This window comes from Streptomyces sp. NPDC050211 (genome assembly GCF_040656035.1).
Classification (GTDB): domain Bacteria; phylum Actinomycetota; class Actinomycetes; order Streptomycetales; family Streptomycetaceae; genus Streptomyces.
Genome location: NZ_JBFALC010000065.1, coordinates 1 through 25,039 on the forward strand (window position 1 = coordinate 1; position 25,039 = coordinate 25,039).

24 protein-coding genes are annotated in these 25,039 nt (G+C 69.4%); 10 read left to right on the plus strand and 14 right to left on the minus strand.

What is annotated here, in order from left to right:
- On the plus strand, nucleotides 1–999 hold a 999-nt coding region (locus AB0I98_RS40255), incomplete at its 5' end, for a helix-turn-helix domain-containing protein (RefSeq protein WP_362950565.1).
- Between the two features lie 55 nt (nucleotides 1,000–1,054).
- Here the strand turns inward: AB0I98_RS40255 and AB0I98_RS40260 are convergent.
- Both AB0I98_RS40260 and AB0I98_RS40265 read right to left on the minus strand, forming a co-directional pair.
- Nucleotides 1,055–2,440 carry an MFS transporter gene (locus tag AB0I98_RS40260; protein ID WP_362950566.1) on the minus strand — a complete coding sequence of 462 codons (1,386 nt, stop codon included), beginning with the start codon at nucleotides 2,438–2,440 and terminating at the stop codon, nucleotides 1,055–1,057.
- Nucleotides 2,441–2,613: 173 nt separating this feature from the next.
- Nucleotides 2,614–3,216 carry a DUF2867 domain-containing protein gene (locus AB0I98_RS40265; RefSeq protein ID WP_362950568.1) on the minus strand — a complete coding sequence of 201 codons (603 nt, stop codon included), beginning with the start codon at nucleotides 3,214–3,216 and terminating at the stop codon, nucleotides 2,614–2,616.
- A 102-nt stretch (nucleotides 3,217–3,318) separates the two neighbouring features.
- Between AB0I98_RS40265 and AB0I98_RS40270 the strand changes: the two genes are divergently transcribed.
- The gene (locus AB0I98_RS40270) at nucleotides 3,319–3,876 is read left to right on the plus strand and encodes a helix-turn-helix domain-containing protein (RefSeq protein WP_362950569.1); all 558 of its coding nucleotides are present in this window, start codon (nucleotides 3,319–3,321) and stop codon (nucleotides 3,874–3,876) included.
- 15 nt (nucleotides 3,877–3,891) lie between these two features.
- Here the strand turns inward: AB0I98_RS40270 and AB0I98_RS40275 are convergent, their stop codons facing one another.
- Nucleotides 3,892–4,323, minus strand: coding sequence for a DUF6463 family protein (locus AB0I98_RS40275; RefSeq protein ID WP_362950571.1), 432 nt, complete (start codon nucleotides 4,321–4,323; stop codon nucleotides 3,892–3,894).
- A 2-nt stretch (nucleotides 4,324–4,325) separates the two neighbouring features.
- Nucleotides 4,326–4,826, minus strand: coding sequence for a DUF3995 domain-containing protein (locus AB0I98_RS40280; protein ID WP_362950573.1), 501 nt, complete (start codon nucleotides 4,824–4,826; stop codon nucleotides 4,326–4,328).
- Nucleotides 4,827–4,887: 61 nt separating this feature from the next.
- Between AB0I98_RS40280 and AB0I98_RS40285 the strand changes: the two genes are divergently transcribed.
- The 3 genes from AB0I98_RS40285 to AB0I98_RS40295 all read left to right on the plus strand — a co-directional run bounded on the left by AB0I98_RS40285 (nucleotide 4,888) and on the right by AB0I98_RS40295 (nucleotide 7,021).
- Nucleotides 4,888–5,484 carry a TetR family transcriptional regulator gene (locus AB0I98_RS40285; protein WP_362950575.1) on the plus strand — a complete coding sequence of 199 codons (597 nt, stop codon included), beginning with the start codon at nucleotides 4,888–4,890 and terminating at the stop codon, nucleotides 5,482–5,484.
- A gap of 143 nt (nucleotides 5,485–5,627) precedes the next feature.
- On the plus strand, nucleotides 5,628–6,341 hold the full coding sequence (locus AB0I98_RS40290) for a hypothetical protein (protein WP_362950577.1): 714 nt from the start codon (nucleotides 5,628–5,630) through the stop codon (nucleotides 6,339–6,341).
- Between the two features lie 146 nt (nucleotides 6,342–6,487).
- The gene (locus tag AB0I98_RS40295; protein ID WP_362950579.1) at nucleotides 6,488–7,021 is read left to right on the plus strand and encodes a GNAT family N-acetyltransferase; all 534 of its coding nucleotides are present in this window, start codon (nucleotides 6,488–6,490) and stop codon (nucleotides 7,019–7,021) included.
- A gap of 56 nt (nucleotides 7,022–7,077) precedes the next feature.
- Here the strand turns inward: AB0I98_RS40295 and AB0I98_RS40300 are convergent, their stop codons facing one another.
- From AB0I98_RS40300 to AB0I98_RS40315, 4 genes are all read right to left on the minus strand, one after another.
- Nucleotides 7,078–7,818 carry a PIG-L deacetylase family protein gene (locus tag AB0I98_RS40300; protein WP_362950581.1) on the minus strand — a complete coding sequence of 247 codons (741 nt, stop codon included), beginning with the start codon at nucleotides 7,816–7,818 and terminating at the stop codon, nucleotides 7,078–7,080.
- Nucleotides 7,819–7,980: 162 nt separating this feature from the next.
- On the minus strand, nucleotides 7,981–10,944 hold the full coding sequence (locus AB0I98_RS40305) for a family 16 glycoside hydrolase (RefSeq protein WP_362950659.1): 2,964 nt from the start codon (nucleotides 10,942–10,944) through the stop codon (nucleotides 7,981–7,983).
- Nucleotides 10,945–11,322: 378 nt separating this feature from the next.
- Complete coding sequence (locus AB0I98_RS40310) at nucleotides 11,323–12,009, minus strand: SDR family NAD(P)-dependent oxidoreductase (protein WP_362950583.1); 687 nt, start codon at nucleotides 12,007–12,009, stop codon at nucleotides 11,323–11,325.
- Between the two features lie 128 nt (nucleotides 12,010–12,137).
- Nucleotides 12,138–12,707, minus strand: coding sequence for a TetR/AcrR family transcriptional regulator (locus AB0I98_RS40315; RefSeq protein ID WP_362950585.1), 570 nt, complete (start codon nucleotides 12,705–12,707; stop codon nucleotides 12,138–12,140).
- Nucleotides 12,708–12,903: 196 nt separating this feature from the next.
- On the opposite strand from AB0I98_RS40315, the gene AB0I98_RS40320 reads away from it, so the two are divergent.
- The 4 genes from AB0I98_RS40320 (at nucleotide 12,904) to AB0I98_RS40335 (ending at nucleotide 17,567) form a co-directional block, all read left to right on the plus strand.
- Nucleotides 12,904–13,584 (plus strand): DUF899 family protein, encoded by a 681-nt coding sequence (locus AB0I98_RS40320; RefSeq protein WP_362950587.1) that lies wholly within the window; start codon nucleotides 12,904–12,906, stop codon nucleotides 13,582–13,584.
- A 58-nt stretch (nucleotides 13,585–13,642) separates the two neighbouring features.
- A complete protein-coding gene (locus tag AB0I98_RS40325; protein WP_362950588.1) occupies nucleotides 13,643–15,661 on the plus strand; it encodes a hypothetical protein in 2,019 nt (672 codons plus the stop codon).
- A 167-nt stretch (nucleotides 15,662–15,828) separates the two neighbouring features.
- Complete coding sequence (locus AB0I98_RS40330) at nucleotides 15,829–17,070, plus strand: acyl-CoA dehydrogenase (RefSeq protein WP_362950590.1); 1,242 nt, start codon at nucleotides 15,829–15,831, stop codon at nucleotides 17,068–17,070.
- Between the two features lie 95 nt (nucleotides 17,071–17,165).
- Complete coding sequence (locus tag AB0I98_RS40335) at nucleotides 17,166–17,567, plus strand: SseB family protein (protein ID WP_362950591.1); 402 nt, start codon at nucleotides 17,166–17,168, stop codon at nucleotides 17,565–17,567.
- A gap of 112 nt (nucleotides 17,568–17,679) precedes the next feature.
- On the opposite strand, the gene AB0I98_RS40340 is transcribed toward AB0I98_RS40335, so the two are convergent.
- The 6 genes from AB0I98_RS40340 to AB0I98_RS40365 form a co-directional block, all read right to left on the minus strand.
- Entirely contained in the window at nucleotides 17,680–18,069 is a 390-nt protein-coding gene (locus tag AB0I98_RS40340) for a MarR family transcriptional regulator (RefSeq protein ID WP_362950593.1), read from the minus strand.
- Between the two features lie 53 nt (nucleotides 18,070–18,122).
- Nucleotides 18,123–18,470 carry a VOC family protein gene (locus AB0I98_RS40345; protein WP_362950596.1) on the minus strand — a complete coding sequence of 116 codons (348 nt, stop codon included), beginning with the start codon at nucleotides 18,468–18,470 and terminating at the stop codon, nucleotides 18,123–18,125.
- A gap of 133 nt (nucleotides 18,471–18,603) precedes the next feature.
- On the minus strand, nucleotides 18,604–19,632 hold the full coding sequence (locus AB0I98_RS40350) for a LacI family DNA-binding transcriptional regulator (RefSeq protein ID WP_362950598.1): 1,029 nt from the start codon (nucleotides 19,630–19,632) through the stop codon (nucleotides 18,604–18,606).
- Complete coding sequence (locus AB0I98_RS40355) at nucleotides 19,629–20,534, minus strand: carbohydrate ABC transporter permease (RefSeq protein ID WP_362950599.1); 906 nt, start codon at nucleotides 20,532–20,534, stop codon at nucleotides 19,629–19,631. Before AB0I98_RS40355 ends, AB0I98_RS40350 begins: the two co-directional genes overlap by 4 nt.
- Nucleotides 20,531–21,454, minus strand: coding sequence for a sugar ABC transporter permease (locus tag AB0I98_RS40360; RefSeq protein ID WP_362950601.1), 924 nt, complete (start codon nucleotides 21,452–21,454; stop codon nucleotides 20,531–20,533). Before AB0I98_RS40360 ends, AB0I98_RS40355 begins: the two co-directional genes overlap by 4 nt.
- Nucleotides 21,451–22,782, minus strand: coding sequence for an extracellular solute-binding protein (locus tag AB0I98_RS40365; protein WP_362950603.1), 1,332 nt, complete (start codon nucleotides 22,780–22,782; stop codon nucleotides 21,451–21,453). Before AB0I98_RS40365 ends, AB0I98_RS40360 begins: the two co-directional genes overlap by 4 nt.
- A 182-nt stretch (nucleotides 22,783–22,964) precedes the next feature.
- On the opposite strand from AB0I98_RS40365, the gene AB0I98_RS40370 reads away from it, so the two are divergent.
- Complete coding sequence (locus tag AB0I98_RS40370; RefSeq protein ID WP_362950605.1) at nucleotides 22,965–24,986, plus strand: beta-galactosidase; 2,022 nt, start codon at nucleotides 22,965–22,967, stop codon at nucleotides 24,984–24,986.
- Nucleotides 24,987–25,039 lie beyond the last annotated feature (53 nt).

The following is a 25,039-nucleotide window of genomic DNA, read 5'->3' on the forward strand; positions in this document are numbered from 1 at the left end:
GCCCTGGAGACATCCCGGGCCGAAGGACACGCCGTGCGGCACGCCGACGACTGGATCGCCGCCGTGGCCGCCGGGGGCGAACTGCTCGGTGCGCTCGTGCTGCGCGGCCATCCCGGGCTCGACCCCGTCGACCAGCGCACCCTGGAGCGCGCCGCGACGGTGACCTCCCTGCTGCTGCTCGCCCGGCGCTCCGCCGCCGAGGCCGAGCAGCGCGTCCGCGGCGAACTCCTCGACGACCTCCTGGACGCCCGCGACCGCGACCCCCGCCTGCTGCGCGAGCGCGCGGCGAGACTCCATGCCGACCTCGACGCCACCCATGTGATCCTCGCCGCTCGCCTCGACGGCGTCGCCGCCGACGCCGACCAGGAAGCAGCGGCCCGCCGGCGCCTGTGGGCCGCCGCCTCCCACCTGGCCGCCACCCGGCACGGACTGGCCGCCGCCCGCGACGGCGGCACGGTCCTGCTGCTGCCCCTCGACCAGGGGGACACCGCCACCGAACTCGCCCGCCGCACCGCCGTACACCTCGGCACGGCCGTCCACGAGGCGGTCACCGTCGGCGCCTCCGCCCCCGCGGCGAATCTCGCCGCCCACCCGGACGCGGTGGCCGCCGCGTACGAGGAAGGCCGCCGCTGCCTCGACACGCTGCGGCTGCTCGGCCGCCATGGCGACGGCTCCGCCGCGGAGGACTTCGGATTCCTCGGACTCCTCCTCGCCGGGGACCGGGACGTCGCCGGCTTCGTCGACCGCACCATCGGCCAGGTCGTCGCCTACGACGAACGCCGCGGCACCGACCTGCTGCGCACCCTCGACGCCTACTTCGCCTGCGGCATGAGCCCGGCGCGCACCAAGGACCATCTCCACGTCCATGTGAACACGGTGGCCCAGCGCCTGGAGCGCGTCGGCCGCCTTCTCGGCGACGACTGGCAGAGCCCGGCTCGTGCTCTGGAGATCCAACTCGCCCTGCGGCTGCACCGGTTGTCGGCAGCGGCACCGAAGTGACGGCCCCGCACGCACGGGCGCACGGGGCCGTTGGTCTCACCGCACCGGCAGCCGATCAGGCGGTACGCGCGTCCGCCGGATGCGCCGCCGGGGGCTCCACGTCATCGGACGGCTCGACATCCGACAGGTCCCGATGGCGGGTCTCCTTGGCCACGCCGACGGCGACGATCGTCACGACGGCCGCGCCGATGACGTACAGGGAGATCGGTGTGGAGCTGCCGTAGTCGGACAGCAGCGCGGTGGCGATCAGCGGCGCCGGCGCGCCCGCCGCGACCGAGGCGAACTGGGCGCCGATGGAGGCGCCCGAGTAGCGCATCCGGGTCGCGAACATCTCGGAGAAGAAGGCGGCCTGGGGCGCGTACATCGCCCCGTGCAGCACCAGGCCGACCGTCACGGCGAGGATCAGGTTGCCGAAGCCGCCGGTGTCGATGAGCGAGAAGAACGGGAACATCCACAGCCCGACTCCGGCCGCGCCCAGCAGATACACGGGCCGGCGGCCGATCCGGTCCGAGAGCGCGCCCCACAGCGGAATCACGGCGAAGTGCACGGCGGAGGCGATGAGCACAGCGTTCAGCGCGGTCTGCTTGGAGACGCCGGCCGAGGTGGTGGCGTAGACGAGGATGAACGCGGTGATGACGTAGTAGCTGATGTTCTCCGCCATGCGCGCGCCCATCGCCACCAGCACATCGCGCCAGTGGTGCCGCAGCACGGAGACGAGCGGCAGCTTCTCGGCCGCCGCGTCCGGGGTCGCCTTGCGGGCCTCCGCCTGCGCCAGCGCCTGCTTGAAGACCGGCGATTCATCGACAGACAGACGAATCCACAAACCGACGATCACCAGCACACCGGAGAGCAGGAACGGGATCCGCCACCCCCAGCTGCCGAACGCGCTGTCCGACAGCACCGCCGTCAGGAAGGACAGCACACCGGTGGCCAGCAGCTGCCCCGCGGGCGCCCCCGTCTGCGGCCACGAGGCCCAGAAACCGCGACGCCGTGCGTCACCGTGCTCGGACACCAGCAGCACGGCCCCGCCCCACTCGCCACCGAGTGCGAAGCCCTGGACCAGGCGCAGCACGGTCAACAGCACCGGAGCGGCGGTGCCGATGGTCGCGTGCGTGGGCAGAAGCCCGATCGCGAAGGTCGCCCCACCCATCAACAACAAGCTCAGCACCAGCAGCTTCTTGCGCCCCAGCCGGTCGCCGTAGTGCCCGAAGACGAGCGCGCCCAGCGGACGCGCGGCGAATCCGACCGCGTACGTCAGGAACGACAGCAGTGTGCCGACGAGCGGGTCGGAGTCCGGGAAGAACAGCTTGTTGAAGACCAGAGCGGCGGCGGAGCCGTAGAGGAAGAAGTCGTACCACTCGATGGTGGTGCCGATGAGGCTGGCGGCGACGATGCGACGGAGGTTGGCGGGTGGTGGTGGAGCGGATGCTGCGGAGGCCATGTGCGCCACTTCCTCGTGTGCGGTGGGGACGGGTACGTGTCGGACACCGTAGGAACATGCAGGTCAGGGGCACATGTGGCGGGACAACATAGTTCAGGGCCGGGCTATGCGTCCAACCCCCATGCCTGCTCGAAGAGGAGGTGGTTCAGAGGCTCATCCATCCGACGCCTCTGTCAGCGCGCGCTCCGTGTGGCGGCGTTCGCCTGCCATTCGCGGCCGATGGAGCGGATCAGCGCTGGGTACACGCCGATGTACCGGAAGGGCTTGATGGCGGCCATGTAGAGGGTGCCGAGCGGCCCGTTCGGCTTCGCCAGGACGGCCATCTGGCCGCGGTAGCCGCCGGCCCCGTCCGGAACCCAGCCGATGTGCAGCACCCCGTGAACGGTCTTGTTGCCCATCTCGGCGGCCCACTCGTCGTCCCTCTGATAGAGGGAGGTGAACGGGGACGAGCCGAGGTCGGGACCCTGAGGACCTTCGCGAAGGTCCGCGGGCAACCGGTCGCGCAGGGAAGGCAGACGGGTGCCGATGCCGGTCGCGGGCTTGTCCCAGCCGAACAGTGCACCGAGCTTCCAGCGGACGGCGAAGAGCACGCGGGAGACGAGTCCCTCTCCCTTCACCCCGCCCCTGATTCCTTCGGAGAACTGGCGCACCAGCCACTCCAGGTCGTCGGGACCGCCGGGGGTGGGCAGTGCCCACACGTCCTCGACGGTGAAGTCGCCGGCGATCTCGTGGATCCGCCAGGGACGGTCGGTGTGGGCGGTTCGGGGAAGTCGCATGCGCAGGCCCCTGTCTACGGTCTATACGGTGGCGTATATATCGAGTGTAGGGCGATCTATACGCCACCGTATACTTGGCCGGGACGTGAGGAGACACGCACGATGGGCGCCACCCGCACGCCACGCGGCAAGTGGATCGAGGAAGGCTTGCGGGCCCTCGACGCGGGCGGCCCGGAAGCTGTCCGGATCGAGGCACTGGCGCAGGAACTCGGCGTCAGCAAGGGCGGCTTCTACGGATACTTCCGCAACCGGGCCGCGCTGCTCAGCGAAATGCTCGACACCTGGGAGTACGAGGTCACCGAGAGCGTGATCGAACAGGTTGACAGCGGTGGAGGAGATGCCAGGGCCAGACTGGAGCGGCTGTTCGCCATCGTTGCCGCTGCCGACGGGCCGGTGCGCGGCATCACAGCCGACATCGCGATCCGCGAGTGGGCCCGCCGCGACGCGGCCGTCGCCGAGCGGCTGCGCCGCGTCGACAACCGCCGTATGGACTACCTGCGTTCCCTGTTCTCCTCCTTCTGCCCCGACGAGCGCGAGGTCGAGGCCCGCTGCCTGATCGCCGTCTCGCTGCGCATCGGCAACCACCTCCACGCCGCCGACAACGGCAAGTACAGCCGAGCGGAAGTGATGGAACTGATCAGGCAACGGCTGCTGGAGTAGTCGATGAGGTCGCGCTCAAGAGACCGCACGTCCGGCATCACCGGACTGCTCATGGTCGGTAGTTGGCGACAGGGGTGTCCGACGGCTGTCTCCTGCGCTGTCCCGCCTGGCCGCGATCAGTGCCAGCACCCCGAGCACGATCAGGCCGGGTGCGCCGGAGACGGGATAGAGAATCTGCAGCGGTATGCCGATGGCCAGTAGATACCAGCCCAGTTGGGCCGGGAGCCTGCCGGTGTCACGGGCGATGCGTTGGCTGAGTGTGCCCAGGGCGAGGAGGCCGAACCCGGCGAGGAAGAACCACATCTCGTACTCGCGCTGCGGGTTTCCGGGGACGGCGTTCCAGAATCCGTCGCGGGCCACGTCGTCGAAGGTGCTGGAGGCGATCAGGGCGACCGCGAAGTGCACCGCGGTCAGTCCGATCACCAGTCGGGGAATCAACCGGGTCATCGTCAACTTCCTTGATTGATGCGGTCCTTGAGTCTCTTGATGGCATGGCGCCGGTCTCGACGGTGAGGGGCGCGGGTGGAGGCAGCGACGTATGCCGTCAGCCCTCCGAGCGCCAGAGACAGCGGGGAGTACAGCGCCAGATCCCAGCGGGTGAAATCGGTCGGTCGGCTGGTCGGAGCGGAGGACACCAGGCCGACCGAACCTCGCAGCAGCAGCACGCCTGCGACACCCCACACGCCCTGGCGTACCAAGCGACGTGGCGGCAGCTGCGGGACCAAGTCGGCCCGGGCCGCGACCACATAGGCCGCCGCCCCGAGCGCTGCCGCGACTGCGGCCGTCAACTCCGGGGTGGGCAGATCCGCTTCGGCGACACCGACGACCGTACGGGCGAACTCGGCGCGGTCGGCCAGGGGCCAGGGAGAGAAGGTCCAGATCCCGTGCAGTGCCCCAACCGCTCCCAGGCCGGCTGCGGCCGTCCCACCAGCGAGTTTCGTCAGCGTCATACTGCTCCCCCCATCGCACCGTACACCCCTGTATGGAGTGACCATACAGTACTGTACGGACATGGCTAGGAGGAACCTCACCCCCCAGGACTGGTCGACCGCGGCGCTGCGCGCGATGGCGCGTGGCGGAGTCGGGGCAGTGTCGGTCAACGCCCTCGCGGGCGAGCTGGAGGCGACACGGGGCAGCTTTTACTGGCACTTCAAGGATCGCGACGCGCTGCTGACGGCCGCGCTGGAGGCGTGGGAGCGGGACGACACCGCAGCGCTGATCGCGGCGTTGGGCGACATCACCGACCCACGGCAGCGGCTGACGGCCCTGTTCACCCTCGCGCTGGGGCAGGAAGACATCAACGGCCTGGAGTCCGCGATCGTCGCCCACGCCGATCACCCCGCCGTCGCCCCGGTCCTGCGCCGGGTCACCGAGCAGCGGATCGCCTACCTCACCGATCTCTACACCGACCTGGGCCTGGACACCGCCACGGCCCGGCGCCAGGCGGTCGCCGCGTACGCGGCTTTCCTCGGATGGCTCGAACTACGCCGCTCCGCCTGCGACGTCGTGCCCGAAGTCGCCGCCACCGGCACCATCGCCACCGTCGCGCTCGAGCACCTCATCACCGAGCTGGCCCGACCCGCCGTGCACCGGGCGGACCCGGAGTAGAGCTCGCCACCGTCCCGATCACACCGCACGCTCACAAGCCCGGAAACCGGTCAGCCCTCGCAGGGGCCCAACCGGGATAGTCGCCCGCACGTGGGTGGGACCGCTCGCACGAGGGGAAGGAAAGCGCACGGGACGCTTGGGCAATGGGGGAGGTGTCGGTGAGCAGGAGACCGCGGCTTTGGGTCGTCGGTGCGCTGGTGGGGTTCATCGTTTCCGTGCTGATGTGCGGGTTGGCCGTGGTCACGGTGGTGCTCGTGCCCACCTGGTGGCCTCACCCGACGGTGGTCGCCGTTGCGGGGATGTTGCTCGTCGCCGCGGGGTTCGCACTGATGCCCTTGTCTTTCATCCACCTTGAACCCAAGCACTTCGAGGCGGCCGCGATCGCGGAGTGTCTGTTGGCCGTGGGGTTGCTGACGTTTCTCGACCAGGCCGTGCTCGACGTGTGGGGCAAGCCGGTGGACACGGTCGTCACGGAGGTCGTTCAGCATGAGAGGAACGCGCCGACGGGGAAGGTCACCCGAGTCTGGTGGGAGTGCTCGCTGAAGCGGCTTGACGGTACGGAACTCGAACGGAGCCTCAGGGAGTCGGACTTCGTCCCGCTGGGGAAGGCGTGCCCTGCCGGCGCGGAGCCAGGAGACCGGCTCGTGGTGTACGCGGTGCCCGCCGGATTCGCCCCGCCGCAGACGAACGCCCCGGTCGGGGGTGTCTGGCTGGTTGTCGCGCTCACTGCTGCCACCACGGCGGCGGCAGTGACGTTCACGTCTGTCGGAATGGCTCGCGCGGATGTGCCGAAAACGGGCCGGATCTCGCGTCTCATCCGGGGCCGGCCAACGGATTCGCCGTCGGCCCGCACCTGAGGCAGGCGGCGGAACGCCATGTCGGCCCGATCTTCTCCCGGCGCGGTGTGCGGTGCACGCGGCTTGATGCCTTGCGGTCCCTGAGCTGCAGGCCGGGCGTGCGCCGGATTAACGTTGAGGCCCTTGCCTTCGGCAGGATGGGCGCCATGACCGAGATCCGTACACCCCGCCTCCTCCTGCGTCGCTGGCATGACGACGACCTCGCGCCGATGGCGGACATCCACGCGGACCCCCGGGTCATGCACTGGATCGACGACGGCTCGGTGCGCGACCTGGACTACACAGCAGAGGCCATCGAGCGGTGGGAGGAGGAATGGGACGAGGAGGGCTTCGGACTCTTCGCCGTCGAGCTGCTGGCCTCGGGGGAACTGGCAGGCTTCACCGGTCTGACCGTGCCCGAGTTCCTGCCGGAGGTACAGCCCGATGTGGCCATCTGCTGGCGGCTCGGCTCTCCGTTCTGGGGCCAGGGATACGCGTCCGAAGCCGCCCACGCCACACTGGAGTTCGCACTCCAGGACCGCGGCCTCGACCGCATCATCAGCATCACCCGGCCGGGGGACGACGCCTCCGAGAACCTGATCCGCAAGCTCGGCATGACGCCCGAGCGCGAGACGGCACACCCCGTATATGGCTATCCGCTAAGCGTCCACGCCATCGACCTCACCGAGTACCAGGCGTGAACTCCGAAGCGCGCGTCGTGGGCCGAACGTGAGCTCCGGGTGACCCCGGGGCAGTCCTAGAACTCCGGTGGTGCCTGCAGGTCGTGGGCGCGGAACAGGACGGCGTGCTCGACGCCCATGGCCTTGCCGCTCATCGCGGTGAACTTCGGGATGAAGTCCTCGGGGGCGGGATGGTCCGGCAGCGCGGCCAGATACGCGGCATGCGCCTTGAGCGACGCGATGCCGCGCCGCAGCGGCTCACCTGTGACCTCGACGCCGTGGGTCGCGCCGGAGCCGGGGAGTCCGGGGACGATGAGCCAGCGCACGGAGTGCGGTTCGAGGCCCTCGTCGTCGACCTGCTCCGGGAAGACCCACCGGTTGCCCGCGTCGCGCACCGCGTCGAGCGTCGCGAGCCCGGCCGCGCGGTGGTCGGCCTGGTCGAAGCCATAGGGCGTCTCAATGTCGTAACCGGTGCCGAGTACGACGTCGGGCTTGAAGCGGCGGATCTCCCGGCAGATGTCCCGGCGCAGGTCGAGGCCGTAGACGAGCACGCCATCCGGATGTTCGAGGACGGTCAGGCGCTTGACGCCGACGACGGCGCAGGCGGCCTGCTGCTCGGCGACGCGCAGGCGTGCCGTCTCCTCGGGAGGGTTCGGCATGCCGGCCTCGCCGCGGGTGAGCAGGAGGTAACCGACCTCGATGCCGCGCGCGGTCCAGCGAGCGACGGCCGCGGATGTGCCGTACTCCATGTCGTCCGGGTGCGCGACGACGCAGAGCACGCGCTGAAAGGACTCCTCGGGGAGGGCGGGCAATGTCATGTCGACCATCCTTCCGCGTTCAGGGCCTGCCGTCTGTAGGCCCGCCAAGCCTATGAGTGAGTGTCTGATGCGGCACGTGGAGAGTAAGTCTCAGCGCCACGCAAGACCCTGCCGGCGGCCCGATGAGCCGCCGGCAGGGTCGAGGTGTGCTCTGTTTCTCGGTCAGGTCAGCGGCTCCACCCACACGTTGCGGAACCGGACCTTGTTGCCGTGGTCCTGGAGGCGGATCGCACCGAGCGCGGCCGACTCGGGTTCACCTCCACCCGTCGGCCCGTCGATGGCCACGTCGTCGTGGACCTTCTTGCCGTTCCAGATCACCGTGACCCGCGCGTCCGATGTCTTCTTGCCGTCCCCGTCGAAGCGCGCGGCACGGAAGGTGATGTCGTACGTCTGCCATGTCTCCGGAGCCTTCGCGGCGTTGAGGTCGGCGGCCTTCTTCAGATAGATGGACGCCGCCTCGTTGTTGGCGAGATCCGTGTCCCCGTACGAGTCGAGGATCTGTACCTCGTACCGATCCTGGAGATAGACACCGCTGTTGCCGCGGTCCTGGCCGGTGACGTCGTCCGGGAGCTTGGGGACGCGGAACTCGACATGCAGCTTGAAGTCGCCGAAGTGCTGCTTCGTGCGCAGGTCGCCGCAGCACACCTCCATGGACTTCTCGGCGGTGTGCGGCCATTCGGCACTGCGGCCGTCGGTGTGCTGCCAGGCCGTGGAGACGCTGCCGCCGGAGAACAGGTCGATCCGTGCGCCCGGGCGGCGGATGTCGACCGCGTCGAGATTGACGTGGCCGGTGTCGCCTTCGCCCACGGAGTACGTGATCGTGTTGCGGCCCTTGCGGAGCTCGAGGCGTTCGGTCTTTGTCGACCAGCGGTTCCACTCGCCGGTCGACGGCAGGCTCGTCTGCTTCGCCGCGCCGCCGTTGACGGAGACGCTGACCGTCTTCGTGCCCGGGGCAGGGTGCGGACCGTTGGCGTAGCGCAGCCCCACGTCGTACACGCCCTGCTTGCCGACCTCGACGTCCACGCTCACCTTGGCGCCCTGTTCACCGAAGCCGTCGACGAAGCCGCCGCCGGTGTACCCGGCGTGCTCGGTGTCGGTGCCCGCGCTGCCGGACAGGCGGCCGGACTCGGCGTCGTACGTGGTGACGGGCTCCGCGGGTCCGGGCTTGGCGTTGAGCGTGTACCAGGCCTCGGTGGACCACAGTTGCTCGCCCTCGGTGGACGAGAACGGGCGCGGCGAGCGGACATGCACGACACGGTCGGTCTTGAGGCCGGGGATGGTGAGCTGGACCTTCTTGCGGTCCTTGGAGAGCTTCGCCGTCGTGACCGGCAGCGACTCCTCGTCGATCTTCGGGCCGCCGTACGCAGGGGTCGGTGCGTAACGCCACTGCTCGACGGAGTACGCGCCCTCGGTGAGCTTGGCCGCGGTTTCCTCCGACAGGGGCTTGGTGTAGGTGAGGTCGAAGCCGGTCGGGGTCGCGCGCATCGTCTTGATGTCGAAGGCGGTCTTGCCGTTCGGGGTCAGCTTCTGCAGGCCGAAGCGGAGCTTGCCCGCCTGCCCCCAGTTGCCGTCGGCGCCCAGACCGCCGGTGTAGATCGCACCGTCGGGCCCTTCGCTGATCCGGGTGATGCCGGACTCGAGGCCCTGCGTGTGGCGGAACACCGCGCCCTGGTACTCGCCGTCGACTTTCTCGAGGTCGGCCCGCTGCAGTCCGCCGTACGTGACGTCACCGAACACCATCTGCCCGGCGAAGGGGCCCTTCTTCAACCGCATCGGTGTGCTGGGCGAGTTGGCGATCTCATTCTGCGGCAGCCAGAGCACCGGCTTGGTGACGGGCTTGTCGTCGTACGGGCCGTCCGGGTTCATGTAGTGGTTGAAGAACCGGCCCTGCTTGACGTGCACCAGCTTGGAGGCGGGCAGCCAGCCGCCCTGGTTGTCGGTGACGAACAGTTCGTTGTCGAGGCCGCGGCCGATGCCGTTCGGGGTGCGCAGGCCGCCGGCCAGGTAACTGACTTTGCCCGTAGCCTTGTTGACCTTGATGGTGGTGCCGCGGTTGGGGGCGGGCTGCGGGTCGGTGGTGGCGCCGCCGTAGTTGATGGAGACGGACAGGTTCAGATAGAAGTCGCCCTTGTCGTAGAGCAGTCCGAAGGCGAACTCATGGAAGTTCCCGCCGTACGGCCACTCGGCGATCTTCTTCTTCTCATCCGTCACCTCGTCACCGTTGGTGTCGTTCAGCTCGGTCAGCTGATGCTTCTCCGACACATACAGCTTCCCGCCCACGTACTTGATGCCCATGGGCTCCTTGAGCCCGTCGGCGATCTTCTTGTACGTGACCTTGTCGGGTCCGGTGTCGCCGGTGACGTGGTCCAGGAGGTACACCTCGCCCTTGGTCTCCTCACTGCCGCCCCAGGTGGAGATCGCGAGCCGGCCGTCGGGCAGCCAGTCCATCGCGGACACCTGGGGCTCGAAGCCCTCGGGCCGCAGATTCGTCAGCTTGTAGCCGGGGTTGACCTCGGTCAGGGGCAGCCCGTCGCCCGGGGTGTCGTACGTCCCCTCGCACTCCTTGCGGCCGGGAGCCGTGACCCTGACGACCCCGGCGTCCGTGCTCAGCACGGAGTTCGGCACGACCGTGAACTCGGTTGCCCCCGGCGGCTTCCACTGCAGTGTGACCTGCTGTTCGCCGCCCGCGTCGAAGTGGTCGATGCGCAGCGAGGTGTAGCCCGCGTTCAGCGTGATCTCGCCGTCCTTGGGCTCGGCGCCGTGCAGCCCGTCGTGGTCGATGACCTGCTGGTCGCCGAGGAAGAGCCGGGATCCGTCGTCACTGATCAGCCGGAAGGCGTACGCGCCCGCCTCGGGCACGTTCAGATTGCCGATGATCTGCGACACGAAGTTGTCGCTGAACCCGAAGCCGTCGGTGGAGGTCCAGTCGGCCGTCGGAATCAGCTTGTCGACATTGGGTGTCTGCGCGGGCTTGAGATCGCACAGTTTGCTGAGCGGGGACTGGATGTCGAACACCCGCAGGGTGACGCCTGGTTCCTGCGGCGGGAGGTCGGCGAAGGGCCGGGGATCGTCATCGGCCGCGGCGGGGCTGACGAGGGCACCGCCGAGGAGGGCGGTGAGCAGCAGCCCGGTGGCTCTTCGAACTCTGTGACGGCGGGGGCGCGTTGTGTGCCCGGGGGATTCGTGGCGCTCGGGGGGTGGCTTCACTCTTCCTCCTGCGTTGTTCGGGGGCGACGCACGCAGACTTCTGTGGCAAAGCGACGCTCAGCGTAGGGACTTGGCTTCTGTGCGTCCACACTTTGTCCACAGAAAGGAAAAACTGCTGCCGACCCGCAGGCGTGCGGATGCGCGCTGCCAGGAGGTTGGCCAGTTGGAGGTGCTCGGCCTTGGCCGGCGGCGGGCCGTCCTGGGCGGGGCCGCGCCCCCCGCCCACCTGGCCGGGGCGCCTGGCGGGTCGGGGTGCGGTAGCCGAAGGGGCGGCCCGAGTGCTTGTCGGGCCCACGCCTACCAGGGCAATGTCCCGGTTTCGTCTTGAAGCGTTCCTGTCGGACCGTCCGCGCCGAGAGTCGCCAGACGTACGACGGTTCTGGCGCTCTCTTCCGGTGCCCTTCCGACTCCGAAGGCCGCGGTCATATCGGTGGCGGTGGTGCCGGGCTCAACCGCATTGAACTTGATGCCCGGCTGGGACTTGGCGTACTGGATCGTCAGCATGGTCGCTGCCGACTTGGACGCGGAGTAGAGCGCGAGCGGCAGGTGGAACTCCGGCCGGTCGGGGTTGTTCACTGCCCAAAATGACCCGGCGCTGCTCGAAACGGTGACGACGGTTGGATTCGAGGACTTGCGCAGCAGGGGAAGTGCCGCCTCCGTGACGCGCACGATTCCCACCGCGTTGGTGTCGAAAACTCGCAGGACCGTGGGACCGTCGGTGACTCCGTGCCCCAAGATGCCCGCGTTGTGAACCAGAACGTCGAGCCGGCCCTCGGCCGAACCGATCGTCGCCAGCGCGCTGTTCACCGAGGCGTCGTCGGTCACATCGAGCTGAACGAATCGCGTGCCAAGCGCTGCCGCAGCCTTTTCGCCTCGCTCGACATCACGCGCGCCGATGTAGACATCGTGGCCCAACTCCAGAAGTTGTTTGGCTGTCTCGAAACCGATGCCCTTGTTGGCCCCGGTGATCAGTGTGACGGTCATGCGTCTCCCCTTGAAATAGGTGGCCCGACTGGACGCGTTCAGCTGCGTCTGGTGCCGAGCGCCGTCTTTTTGTATTGCAAAATCCAAAATGTGGGCAAGCGGATGCCGGGCCACTGGGGTGCACGTTCTCAGCTCAGGAGTGAGCGCAGGCCATTGAGTGCGATCTGCCGCAGCAGCGCGGACTCGATCCCCGTCTGTGCGGTCACGCGCAGCCCGGCGATGACCGTCGTCACCAGCAAGGCCCCCTCGCGCGGGTCGGCATCCGCTCGGATGCTGCCGTCGACGTGTCCGGCCCGGATCGCTCCCTCAAGGAGGCTCAGGAATTCGCGCAGGTCCCGATCGAGGATGCGGGCCACGCGCTCGTCCCGCGTGCGCAGGTCGGGGGTCATCAGGCTGTGCGCGACCAAGCATCCGGCCGCATGTCCCTGCTCGCGTGCTGCGCGTTCTTCCTCGGCGACGTCCTCCATCAGCATGCGAAGCCGCTCGGCCCCGCTGCGCTGGTCATCGGCGAGCACCCGCGCCCGGCGCTCATGGAACACCGTCACGTACCGCTCCAGTGCCCGCACGAACAGTTCGTCCTTCGATGTGAAGGCGTTGTACAGGCTGCTGCGCCGCACCCCCGCCGCCTCGCAGAGCTGCTCGGTCGAGGTGTCGGCGAAGCCATGCACCCGGAACTCCGCCGCCGCGGCGTCGAGCACCGCGGTCTCGTCAAAGGATCGTGGCCTACCCATGAGAGCGACGCTACCAGATTCTGTATTTGATAATCCAGAATGAGAGGGAGTGGTCGCGACGACGATCCTGTCATCTCGCCCTGACGATCCCGGCCCGCAGACATACCGTGGTGAGGCGGAGCCGATCGAGGCCGTCAGACAGCACACCTGGGCGGAGGCAGCGATGCGTCAGACCAATCTCACCGGTGAGTCGGCCGAATACGTCAGCGCCCGGGAGGAGCTGCAGCAGGCCGAGATCGAGCTGATGCGGCACCGTGAACGCGTCGCCGACCTGCGGCGCCGCCTGCCGCTGGGGCCCGTCGTCGACGACTACGTGTTCGAGGAGGGCCCGGCTGATCTGGAGGCCGGTGACACACCGGTGCAGACCGTGCGCCTGGGGGAACTGTTCACCCGGCCCGGACGTGACCTGATCGTCTACCACCTCATGTACGGCAAGAAGCAGACCGAACCGTGCCCCATGTGCACGATGTGGTGCGACGGGTTCAACGGCGTGGCCCGCCACATCGCGCAGAACGTCGACCTCGCGATCGTCGTCGCCGCCGACCTGCCCGCGCTCCGCGCGCACGCCCGGAACCGGAAGTGGACGAATCTGCGCCTGCTCAGCGCTGGGGCCAGCACGTTCAAGTACGACCTAGGCAGCGAGGACACCGAGGGCTACCAGGACTCGACGGTGTCGGTGTTCACCCGCGACGACGACGGGTCGGTGCGCCACTTCTACTCCGTGCACCCCCGGATGTCCGAGGACATCGACGAGCGAGGCATCGACCTGTACAGCCCGGTGTGGCACCTTCTCGACCTGACCCGCCGGGGCCGCGGGGACTGGAACGCCGCACTCGGCTACTAGCGGCGCCCCGGCTACCGGCGGCCACTCTGCCCAACATCACTGACGAAAGGTCCACTCCTTGCTGCCCGCTGGTCTCAAGGTCCCGGAAGCGCTCACCTTCGGCCCCGGCCACGCCACGCTCGACCCCTTGACGGGCGCCCCCGTGCAGTTCACGGATGAACGGGATCCGGCCCGCCGATTCCTGCTCGACACCGATGTGACCCCTTGGCACTCGGTGGAGCACCAGTGGGGTTCGGGCCATCTCGTCACCGACCGGGGCGGAGCCCGCTGGCACACGCCCGCCCAACTGCGCGCTGCGGGCGGGGAGATCGAAGCGGTGCACCCGCTGCTGGACGGCGTCCGCGTGGAGATACGGCGCTCGGTGCGCGGGGAGGTGCTGTGCGAGCGGTACATGGTCGTCAACAGCGCGGCCGAACCGCTCACCATCACCGGGCTCGGCATCCAGACCCCTTTCGCCGACCTGTACAGCAACGCCGAGTCCTCCCTCAACGAGGCAGTCCACGCCCACCTGTTCACCGGCGGGACCTGGGCGTGGGCGCTGGCGCAGCCGATGTCGGGGGAGGGCCGCAGTCTGGGGCTGATCGTCCGCGAAGGGGCGGTGCGGGCGTACTCGGTGGAGTCGCGCAACCTGAAGTCGAGTTCCCATGTCCGCGGTCACCTGGTCCTGTTGGTCACCGACCGGGCCCGCAATCCGCAGGCGTTCGGCGGCCAGCCCGCACTGCGCCTGGCAGCGGGGGAGTCGCTCACGGTGGAGTGGGAACTGGGCTGGTACGCCTCGGTCGAGGAGTTCACCGCCGCGACCCGCCCGCCGGCCGTGTTCTCCGCCTACGCCGCCGAGCTCGGGGAACCGATCGTCGTCGAGGCCTCCACGGTGACCGCCACGGACTCGGCCGTGAGGGTGGAACCGGACGCCGAGGGCCGCTTCCGGGTCCGGGCCGCCCGGCACGGCAGCTACACGCTGGACATCGGTGACGGCGCCCGTACCGAGGTGCTGTTCCATCTGCCGCTGGACGAGATGGTACGGCGCCGGGTCGCGTACATCACGCGGTACCAGCAGGCCAGGGAACGCCCCGGACTGCTCGCCCACGCCTTCGTCCCCGTCGACACCCGCACCGGCCTGACCCAGTCGACCAACGGCTGGTCGGACTGGACGGACGGCTCCGAGCGGATCGCCATGCCGCTGCTGCTCCAGGCCGCCGCTGCCCGGGGCTGGGCCGACCCGGAGGAGATCGACCCCCTGCTGGACGGCTGGTCCCGGTTCGCCTGCCGCTATCTGCTCGACGACAGCGACGCCCCCCGACGCGGTTCCCAGGACCACCACACCGGTGTCCGGTTGTACGACATGCCGTGGCTGGCCCGCTTCTTCCACGACCGGCACCGCGCCCACGGCCGGGCGGGCGATCTCGACCGCGCCGCCCGCATCCTCGAACGCGGCTACGCCCTCGGCGGCGCCCTGCACCTGTCCATCGGCCTGTCCCCGGCGGTCCTTGACGTGTGCGACAGCCTGGACGCCACCGGACAGACCGACCGCGCGGACAGCCTGCGGGACCAACTGGTCGACAGTGCCCGGCAGTTCGTACGCCTGGGCAGACAACTGCCCGCCCACGAGGTCGACTACGAGCAGTCCATCGTGGCGCCCCTCGTCGACCTTCTCACCGACGCCCACACCGTCACCGGTGACCCCGTCTTCCACGACGCCGTCGCCGAACGGCTGCCCTGGCTGCTGGCCTTCGGCGGCCCGCAGCCCCACGCCCGGCTGCACGGGGTGGCGATCCGGCACTGGGACGGCTTCTGGTTCGGCGCCGACCGCCTCTGGGGGGACGTCTTCCCCCACTACTGGAGCACCCTGACCGCGACCACCCTCCTGCGCCTGCCGACCGATCTGCGCACCGGCCACGCCGACCGGCTCGCCGAGGCGATCCTCCGCGCCAACATGGCCAACTACCGCGAGGACGGCTCCGCCACCTGCGCCTTCGTCATGCCCTCCACCGTCGACGGCAGGGCCGCGCACACCGCCGACCCTCTCGCCAACGACCAGGACTGGCACCTGTACCTCTGGACGCAGGCGCGGCCCTGACGTACTCGGCACGAGGCACGCCCCAGGCCCAAGTGCCCCCGCACCACCCCGGATTCCCCCCGTGCACCGAGTTGGCGGTATCCGGTCGGTACCCCGGAAGCACTTGCCGTGTTCAATCGCTCATATCGCGTCACGAACGGACAGGGCCCCACACCTCAGGAGGCACCGTGATCGCCGCTCCCGAACCCGGACTGACCGAACGCGACATCATCGAACGGGCCGCAGCGCTCCGGCCCGCGCTGCTCGAACGCCAGCCGGAGACCGAACGGTTGACGCACTACCCCAAGGACACCCACGACGACTTCCTGCGGGCCGGCTTCTACCGGATCCTCCAGCCGCGGCGGTACGGCGGCTACGAGTTCCCCCTGCCCGTGTTCTACCGCGTGGTCACCGAGATCGCCCGCGGCTGCCCCTCCACCGGCTGGGCCCTGTCCCTCACCGCCGCACACGTCCTCCAGGTCGCCTCGGTCTTCGAGGAGCGGGCGCAGGACGAGATCTTCGGCGCCGACGGCGACTTCCGGGCGGCGTCCACGGTCATGCCCATCGGCGTCGCACAGCCCGACGGCGACGGCCGGATCGTCCTCGACGGCACCTGGCCGTACTCCTCCGGCGCGCCCTACTCCACGCACTACGTCGGCCAGACCCTGCGCGCCCCCGAGAAGCCCGGCGACCCGCCGGGACCGCCGGTGCTGTTCGTCGCCCCGCGCTCAGTGTGGACGGTCCTGGACGACTGGTACGGCGTGCTCGGCCTGCGCGGCAGCGGATCCAACAGCATCCACATGGAACAGGCCCGCATCCCCGCGTACTGCACGATCGAGGCGAGCCTCCTCGACCTGCCGGTGGAGGGCGGCAGCACAGGATCACGTCTGCATGGCAACCCCATGTACGCCGGGCGCGCGCCGAGCTTCTTCCACGGTGAGCTGGCCGCCATCATGGTCGGCACCGCGTACGCCGCCGCCGACGAGTACGCCCGGATCCTCGCCGCCCGCCCCCTCGTCCTGGAACCCGACCGCACCCGGTCCGAACTCCACGACTACCAGCGGCACTTGGGCGAGGCGCTCGGCGTCGTCCACACGGCCGAGGCCGCGCTGCGGCGCACCGCCGAGGACTGGATGGAGACCTGCCATCGCAACGCCACCGGCGAGGCCCCTTTCACGCCCGCCGAGGACAACCGGCTCGCGCTGATGTTCCTGAACGCCGGGCGCATGGTCTGGGACGTGCTCCAGGGCACCCTCTTCCGCACGGCCGGCTCCCGGTACGCCCGCGACGGCGAGCGGATGCAGCGCTACTTCCGGGACGCGGCCACGTACTGGACACATGTGGGCCCGAGCATGGCCGAGCCGCTGTACCGGCGCGTCGGCTGCGACCGCCTCGGCCTGCCCTCTGACCACATCCCGCTCATCCCGTGACTCTGGATGAATGCGCTGCTCCGGATGGGGTACGCGAGCAGGGCCCGCATCTGTTTCGAACAGGCCGTACGACCGCCGCTACCAGGGAATCTGCCATGGAGACACCCCGCACCACCGCCACCGCGGCCCAGCACGCGCTGGACGTGCTGGCCCAGAACACCGAGGACACGGCGGCGCTGGACGCGCTCGCGAGCAGCGAGGTGCTCGTGCCCGTGCCTGACGACGTCAGCGACGAGGACGCCACCGATCCCGGCGCCGTGGCGCTGCCGGTCATCGAGCATCCGGGAGGCGAACCGACCGTGCCCGTGTTCACCTCGGAACCGGAGCTGGCCGGGCTGCTGCCGTTCGTCTCCCGCTACCGGCTGGTACCGCTGGGTGCCCTCGCCGCACAGTGGCCCACCGACGACCTGGCCCTCACCATCGACGGGGCCTCCCGGCATCCGCTGACGCTCACCTCGGAGGGAGTCCGCACCCTGCTGGCCCGCCCGCGCGGCTGAGCGGGGCGGGCACGCAGCTGACCATGGCCGCGCTGCAGTCGCACCTCGCGGACGCACGCCATCGGCGACATCCCCACGTACGTGCGGAACGCCTCACGCACCGGCCCGTGCCTCAGCCGTCCAGCATCCGGCCCAGCACCGCCCGCTGCAGCGGCAGCACCTGCGCGTGCAGGTCGCGGCCCTTGCCGGTCAGGGCGACCCAGACGCCGCGCCGGTCCTCCTTGCAGACCGAGCGCTCCACCAGGCCGTCCTTCTCCAGTCGGCCGATGAGCCGGGACAGTGCGCTCTGGCTGAGATGGACCCGGCCGACGAGGTTCTGCACCCGGCACTGGTCGCCCTCCTCGGGCGAGGCGGAGGCGAGGATATCGAGGACCTCGAAATCGCTCGCCCCCAGCCCGTGCGGGTGCAGCACTCGGTCGATCTCGCACATCGTGCGCGCGTGCACCGACAGGATGTCCCGCCAGCGTTCCTCGAGCCGGGCCTCGGCCGTGTCGACTGCCATACACCCAATGTTAATGCACATGCATCAACACTTGAACGGCACTCGAACACGGCTCAGGCAGGATCCTGAAGGAGCCCGACCAGGTTCCCGTCGGCGTCCTTCACGAAGGCGATGAGCCGCCCGCCGCCGACGTCCTTGACGTCCTGGAGCAGCTCCGCACCGGCGTCCAGCAGGGCCGCGAGGCGGGAGCGGATGTCGGTCACGGTCCAGTAGGGCACCGGTCCGGTCATGCCCTTGGCGTGCCCGTTCGGGTCGAGACCGACGTCCTGGCCGGCGGTCTTGAAACCTACGTAGTAGGGCTCGTCGGCGTACGGCTCCACCTCCAGCAGGGCGCTGAACAGGGCTTTCGCCCGGGTGATGTCCTTGACGGGGTAGATGATCGTGTTGACACCGGCGGTCATGGCGGACTCCTTCGTGAAGCGTGACCCGACGACTCGCGCCGGGATCGCGCCGAGGGTTGCGGCGCTGATTTCACGCTAGGACGGGGGAGCGGGGGTGGCTTCTCGGATCCTGACCGGTTGCTCTGTTCCGCCGTTACGTCGACTCCCGCTTCACCAGCTCCGTCGGCAGGATCACCGCCGCCGGGTCCTCGCCCCCGATCTGGGCGAGCAGCACCCGCACCATCTCGTTGCTGATGCGGTCGTAGGGCTGGCGGATCGTGGTGAGGGCGGGGGTGGACTCCGTCGCGGCGGTGGAGTCGTCGAATCCGCCCACGGACACGTCCTCGGGGACCCGGCGGCCCGCCCGGCGCAGTGCCGTCAGAGCGCCCTGCGCCATCAGGTCGGAGGCCACGAACACGGCGTCCATGTCCGGGGCCTGCGCCAGCAGCCGTTCGGCACCGGCCTCGCCGCTGGCCCGGCTGTAGTCGCCGGAGACGATGAGGCGCTCGTCGATCTCGACGCCCGCCTCGGCGAGCACCTCCTTGTACCCGGCGAGACGATCGACACCGCCCGGGCTGTCCAGCGGACCGGTCACGACACCGATACGGCGGCGGCCCAGTGACAGCAGATGGCGCACCATGTCCCGGGCGCCGTCCCGGTCGTCGGCGGCCACATAGCTCACCTTGGAGCCGCGCCCCATGGGCTTTCCGCACTGCACGAGGGGGACCCCCGCCTGGCGCAGCTCCTCGGCGACCGGGTCGGCGGAGTGACTGGACACCACCAGCACGCCGTCGACGTGACCGGCCGTGATGTACCGCGTGATCCGGCGCCGCTCGTCCTCCGTGCCGGCCAGCATCAGCAGCAGCGGGATGTCGTGGGAGGCCAGCGCCTGCGTGCAACACCGCAGCAGGACATTGAAGTTGGGGTCCTCGAAGAGCTTCTCCTGCGGCTCCGTCAGCAGAAAGCCGATCGAGTCCGAACGCCCCGTGATCAGCGAACGGGCGTGCCGGTTGACGACGTAACCCGTCTTGCGGATCGCGGCGTTGACCGCCTCCTGGGCGGTGGGGCTGACGTAGTGCCCGCCGTTGAGCACACGCGAGACGGTGCCCCGGGAGACCCCTGCCTCGCGCGCCACGTCATGGATCGTCGGCGGTTTGCGCCGGCCCCCGTTGCTCATGGTCATGACTTTACGGCTCCGGAGAGGAGATCGAGGCTCCAGAACCGCTGGATGACCAGGAAGAGAGCGACCAGCGGGATCACCGCGAGGAGTGCGCCGGTGATCACCAGGGTGTACAGCGCCGGAGTGTTCGCGCCCTGCTCCAGGAGCGTGTACAGACCGAGCGTGATCGGGAACTTCTCGTCGTCGCTGAGCATGATGAACGGCAGCAGGAAGTTGTTCCACACGGCCACGAACTGGAACAGGAACACCGTCACCAGCCCCGGCACCATCATCGGCAGCGCGACCCGGGTGAAGATCCGCCACTCGCCCGCCCCGTCCATCCGCCCGGCCTCGACCACATCGGCCGGCACGGCGGCGGTGGCGTAGATCCGGGCCAGATAGACGCCGTACGGCGACAGGATCAGCGGCAGCAGCACGGACAGGTACGAGTCCGTGAGGTCGGCCTTCGCCAGCAGCAGGTACTGCGGGATGGCGAGGATCACCGGCGGCATCAGCACGCCCGCGAGCAGCACGTTGAAGACCGTCTCCCGGCCGCGGAAGCGGTAGATCGCCAGCGCGTAGCCGCTGAACGCCGACACCACCGTCGACAGCAGGGCGCCGACACCGGCGTACAGGGCGGAGTTGCCCATCCACTTCCAGTAGACGCCGTCCCGGTAGGCGTTGAGGTCCTTGAGGTTCTCGGCGAAGCCGCTGCCCGGCAGGAACGTGAACGTGGAGAACAGCTCGCTGCCGGACTTGGTGGCCGCGATCACCACCCACGCGACGGGCAGCAGACAGTAGATCGCGCCGATCAGCAGCGTGATCGTCGGCACGAGCGCGATACGGCGGCGCAGCGGCGGTCCCTGGGCGGTGCCGGGTGTGGTGCCCGCGGCCGGCGAGGCCTTGCGGACGGCAAGAGAACTCATCGTGCTGCCTCCTGCTTGGTACGACGGTTCGCGGCCCGCAGGAAGCCGAAGGACAGGACGAGCGTGGCGAGCGCGATCAAGGTCGCCTGGGCGGCGGCCGCGTAGATGTCGCCCTTGCCGAAGGCGTCCTGGTACACCTTCATCAGCGGACTCCAGGTCGTGGACACGGAGTTGGTGAGGGGCTTGAGGGTGGTCGGCTCGTTGAACACCTGGAGCGTCGCGATGATCGAGAAGAAGAAGGTGAGCACCAGCGAGGGCGCCACCATCGGGATCTTGATCCTCAGCGCGGTCTGCAGCGGCGTGGCGCCGTCCAGCTTCGCCGCCTCGTACACCTCGACCGGGATGGCCTGCAACGACGTGTAGATGACGATCATGTTGAAGCCGGTGCCGCCCCACACCGCGATGTTCGACAGGGCGAGATACAGCGGACCGCCGTCCAGCAGATCCGGCTGCGGCAGCCCCAGCCTGTCGAGCACGAAGTAGAAGGGGCTGACGTCCGGCAGATAGAGGAAGCCCCACAGCAGCGCCGCCACCACGCCGGGAATGGCGTACGGCAGGAAGATCGCGAGCCGGGTGAACGGGGCGAGCCGCACCTTGTCGGAGTCCAGCATCAGCGCGAACAGCAGGGCGAGGCCCAGCATCACCGGGACGACGATGCAGCCGTAGCCCAGCACGCGCAGCGCGCCGTCCACGAGTTCGCTGTCGGTGAGGGCGTCGGTGTAGTTCTCCAGGCCGGCCCAGACCTCCGTACGGGCGCCGGAGCCCAGGCCGAGGCCCGAGACCTTCACCTTGCGGAAGCTGAGCCAGAGCGCGTAGCCGATGGGCAGCGCGAAGAACAGGAGGAACAGGACGACTGCGGGAAGGAGGAAGGCGTACGGGGCCCCCTTGACCCCGTACGACGTCCGGCGTGCGCTGGTCACTCGGAGACTCCGAAGCCCTGCTTCTTCATGTCGGCGACCGTGTCGTCCTGCATCGTCTTCAGGGCGGCGGCGAAGTCCGACTTGTTCTTGGCGGCGGCGCCGAACGCGTCCTTGAAGGTCGTGTAGGCGACGTTGACGTTCGGGCCCCACGCGGACGGCGCGGTGGTCTCGGCGATCTTGGCGGCCTGGGTGTAGAAGTCCGCCTGGTTGGAGAAGTAGTCCGGCGGGGTCTGGAAGGCGCCGCTGAGCTGGGCGGATGTGGAGGCGGGGTAGATGCCGCCCTCCTTCGCCAGGGCGTTGAGGGCTTCGCCGTCGGTGTTCAGCCAGGCGGCGAACTTCGCGGCGGCCTCCTTGTGCTGGGAGTCCGTGGTGACGCCGGTGGAGGAGCCGCCCCAACTGCCGGTGACGTTCTCGCTCGCGGACCACTGGGGGAGCGGGGCCATGGCCCACTTGCCCTTGGTGTCGGGAGCGGCCGTGGTCAGCGTGCCGGGCGCCCACACCGCGGAGACCCAGGCGATCTGCTTGCCGGTGTTCAGCGCCTTGTTCCAGGCCGGTGTGTACATCGGCTGGTTGTCGATGGCGCCCTCCTTGACGAGGTCACCCCAGAACTTGGCGACCTTCTGGGTCGCCGCGTCATCGATGCCGACTTTCCACTTCTCGCCCTCGGTGGTCCACCACTTGGCGCCCGCCTGCTGGGCGAGGCCCGCGAAGAGGCCGGAGTCGTTGGCGGAGAAGGTGGTGAGGTCGGTGTCCGGGGACTTATTCTTCAGCGCGCGGGCCGTCTCGGCGAACTCGTCCCAGGTGGTGGGGACCTTCAGGCCGTACTCCTTGAACAGGTCCTCGCGGTAGTAGAACATCATCGGCCCGATGTCCTGCGGGACCGCGTAGACCGCGTCCGTGCCCAGCGTGGTCTGCTGCCAGACACCCTCGGCGAACTTGCCCTTCGCATCGCCGACTTCACCGGATATGTCCGCGAGCGCGTCATTGCTGACCAGCGTCGGCAGCGCCTGGTACTCGGCCTGCACCAGGTCGGGCGCCTTGCCCGCCTTGTGCGCGGTGAGGATCTTGGTGACCAGGGTGTCGCCGGACGCCTGCTTCTTCACCGTGACGGTGATCTGGTCCTTCTTGCCCTGGCCCTTGTTCCACAGGTCGACGACCTTGTCCATGCCGGGCGTCCAGGTCCAGTACGTCAGCGAGACCGGCCCCGATTCGGTCTGGCTGTCGTCGTCGGACGAGCCGCAGGCGGCGAGGGCGGTCGCGCCGAGGGCGACGGCCACGGTGGTGGCTGCACTTCTGACAAAGAGCCGCCGGCGCTTCGTGTTGGGCATGGATCTCTCCCCTGACCAGGGTCCTCGCCCGTCGCGAGGACCTGCCATGCTTCTGTGAGCGTTCACAGTAGAGAAACATCCCGGACACTTGTCAATGGTTGTTGCTGTGCGGTTATGTTGGGCTCGCACCGCCGACGCTGTGTGTGAACGTTCCCAGATGTTCGACCAAACGGGAGAGATCCATGCCGGAGACCACCCCCAGGGGCCTCACCAGGCTCGCCTTCGGTGGGGACTACAACCCCGAGCAGTGGCCGGAAAGCGTCTGGCACGAGGACGTCCGGCTGATGCGGGAGGCCGGCGTCACCATGGTGAGCGTCGGGATCTTCTCCTGGGCGCTGCTGGAGCCCTCACCCGGGGAGTACGACTTCGGCTGGCTCGACCGCCTGCTCGACCTGCTGCACGAGAACGGCATCCGCGCCGACCTGGGCACACCCACCGTGGCCCCGCCCGCCTGGTTCTACCGGGCCCACCCCGAGGCCCTGCCGGTGACCGCGGAAGGCGTGCGCTACGAGTTCGGCTCCCGCGCGGCCATCTGTCACAGCAACGCCGACTACCGCGCCGCCGCCGCCAGCATCACCACACAGCTCGCCGAGCGCTACGGCGACCACCCCGCTCTGGCGATGTGGCACGTGCACAACGAGTACGGCGTCCCGGTCTCGGCCTGCTACTGCGACTCCTGCGCCGCCCACTTCCGCCGCTGGCTGGCGGCGACGTACGAAACGGTCGACGGGGTCAACGAGGCCTGGGGGACGGCCTTCTGGGGCCAGCGCTACGCGGACTTCGAGCAGATCAACCCGCCGCGGCTCGCGCCCACGGTCGGCAACCCGGCCCAGGCGCTGGACTACAAGCGGTTCGCCGACGCCACCATGCGCGAGAACTTCGTGACGGAGCGGGACATCCTGCACCGGCTGTCACCCGGCGTCCCGGTCACGACGAACTTCATGACCGCGCTCAGCCAGTGCGACTCCGTCGACTACTGGGCCTGGGGCCGCGAGGTCGACATCGTCACCAACGACCACTATCTGATCACCGACGGCCGCCGCACCCACGTCAATCTGGCGATGGCCGCCGACCTCACCCGCTCCGTCGCCGACGGCGCCCCCTGGCTGCTGCTCGAGCACTCCACGTCGGGCGTCAACTGGCAGGCCCGCAACCCCGCGAAGGCCCCCGGCCAGATGGCCCGCAACTCCCTCGCGCACGTCGCGCGCGGCTCCGACGGCGCCCTGTTCTTCCAGTGGCGGCAGTCCCGGCGCGGCGCCGAGAAGTTCCACTCGGCGATGCTCCCGCACGGCGGCACGGAGACGCGCGTCTGGCGCGAGGTCGTCGAACTCGGCGCCTCCATCGACTCATTGAGCCCGCTGCGCGGCACCCGCACCCAGGCCGACGTCGCCGTCCTGTGGGACTGGCACTCCTGGTGGGCGCAGAACCTCCAGTGGCGCCCCACCGAGGACCACGACGCGCGCGAACGCGCCGACTCCTTCTACGAGGCCCTGTACGACCGCCACCTCACGGTCGACTTCGCCCACCCGGAAGCCGACTTGTCGAGGTATCGCCTTGTCGTAGTTCCCGCCCTGTACCTGATGACGGAGGCCGCCGGGAACAATGTGCGTGCGTACGTCGAGAATGGCGGCACCCTCGTCGTGTCGTACTTCTCCGGCATCGTGGACGAGCACGACGCCGTGCACGAGGGCGCCTATCCGGGCCCGCTCAGGGACGTCCTCGGCCTGACCGTGGAGGAGTTCTCACCGCTTCTGCAGGGCGACACCGTCCGCATCACCGGCCCGGACGGCTCCGAACTCACCGGCGACGTATGGACCGAGTTCGTGGTGCCGGGCGCCGCCGAGACCGTGTGGACGTACGCCGACGGCCTCACCGCAGGCCACCCGGCCGTCACCCGGCACCGCCTCGGCGAGGGCACCGCCTGGTACGTGTCGACCCGCCTCGACGCGCACGGTCTGGATGCCCTGCTCGGCTGGGCCACGGAGGACGCCCGGATCGCGCCGCGCGCCGGCCTGCCGCACGACGTCGAAGTGGTGCGCCGCACCGGCGAGTCGGGCACCTTCCTGTTCGCCGTCAACCACAGCCCGTCCGACGCCAAGGTGCCGCTGGACGCACACGGCACCGAACTGCTGACGGGCGAACGCGCCGCGGGCCGCCTCGCGGTCCCCGCGGGAGCCGTGCGGGTCGTACGACTCGACGGCTGAGCCGACTCCCCTCCGCCCGCGTGTGCCACGAGCCGCGGGCGGAGGGGGACCCC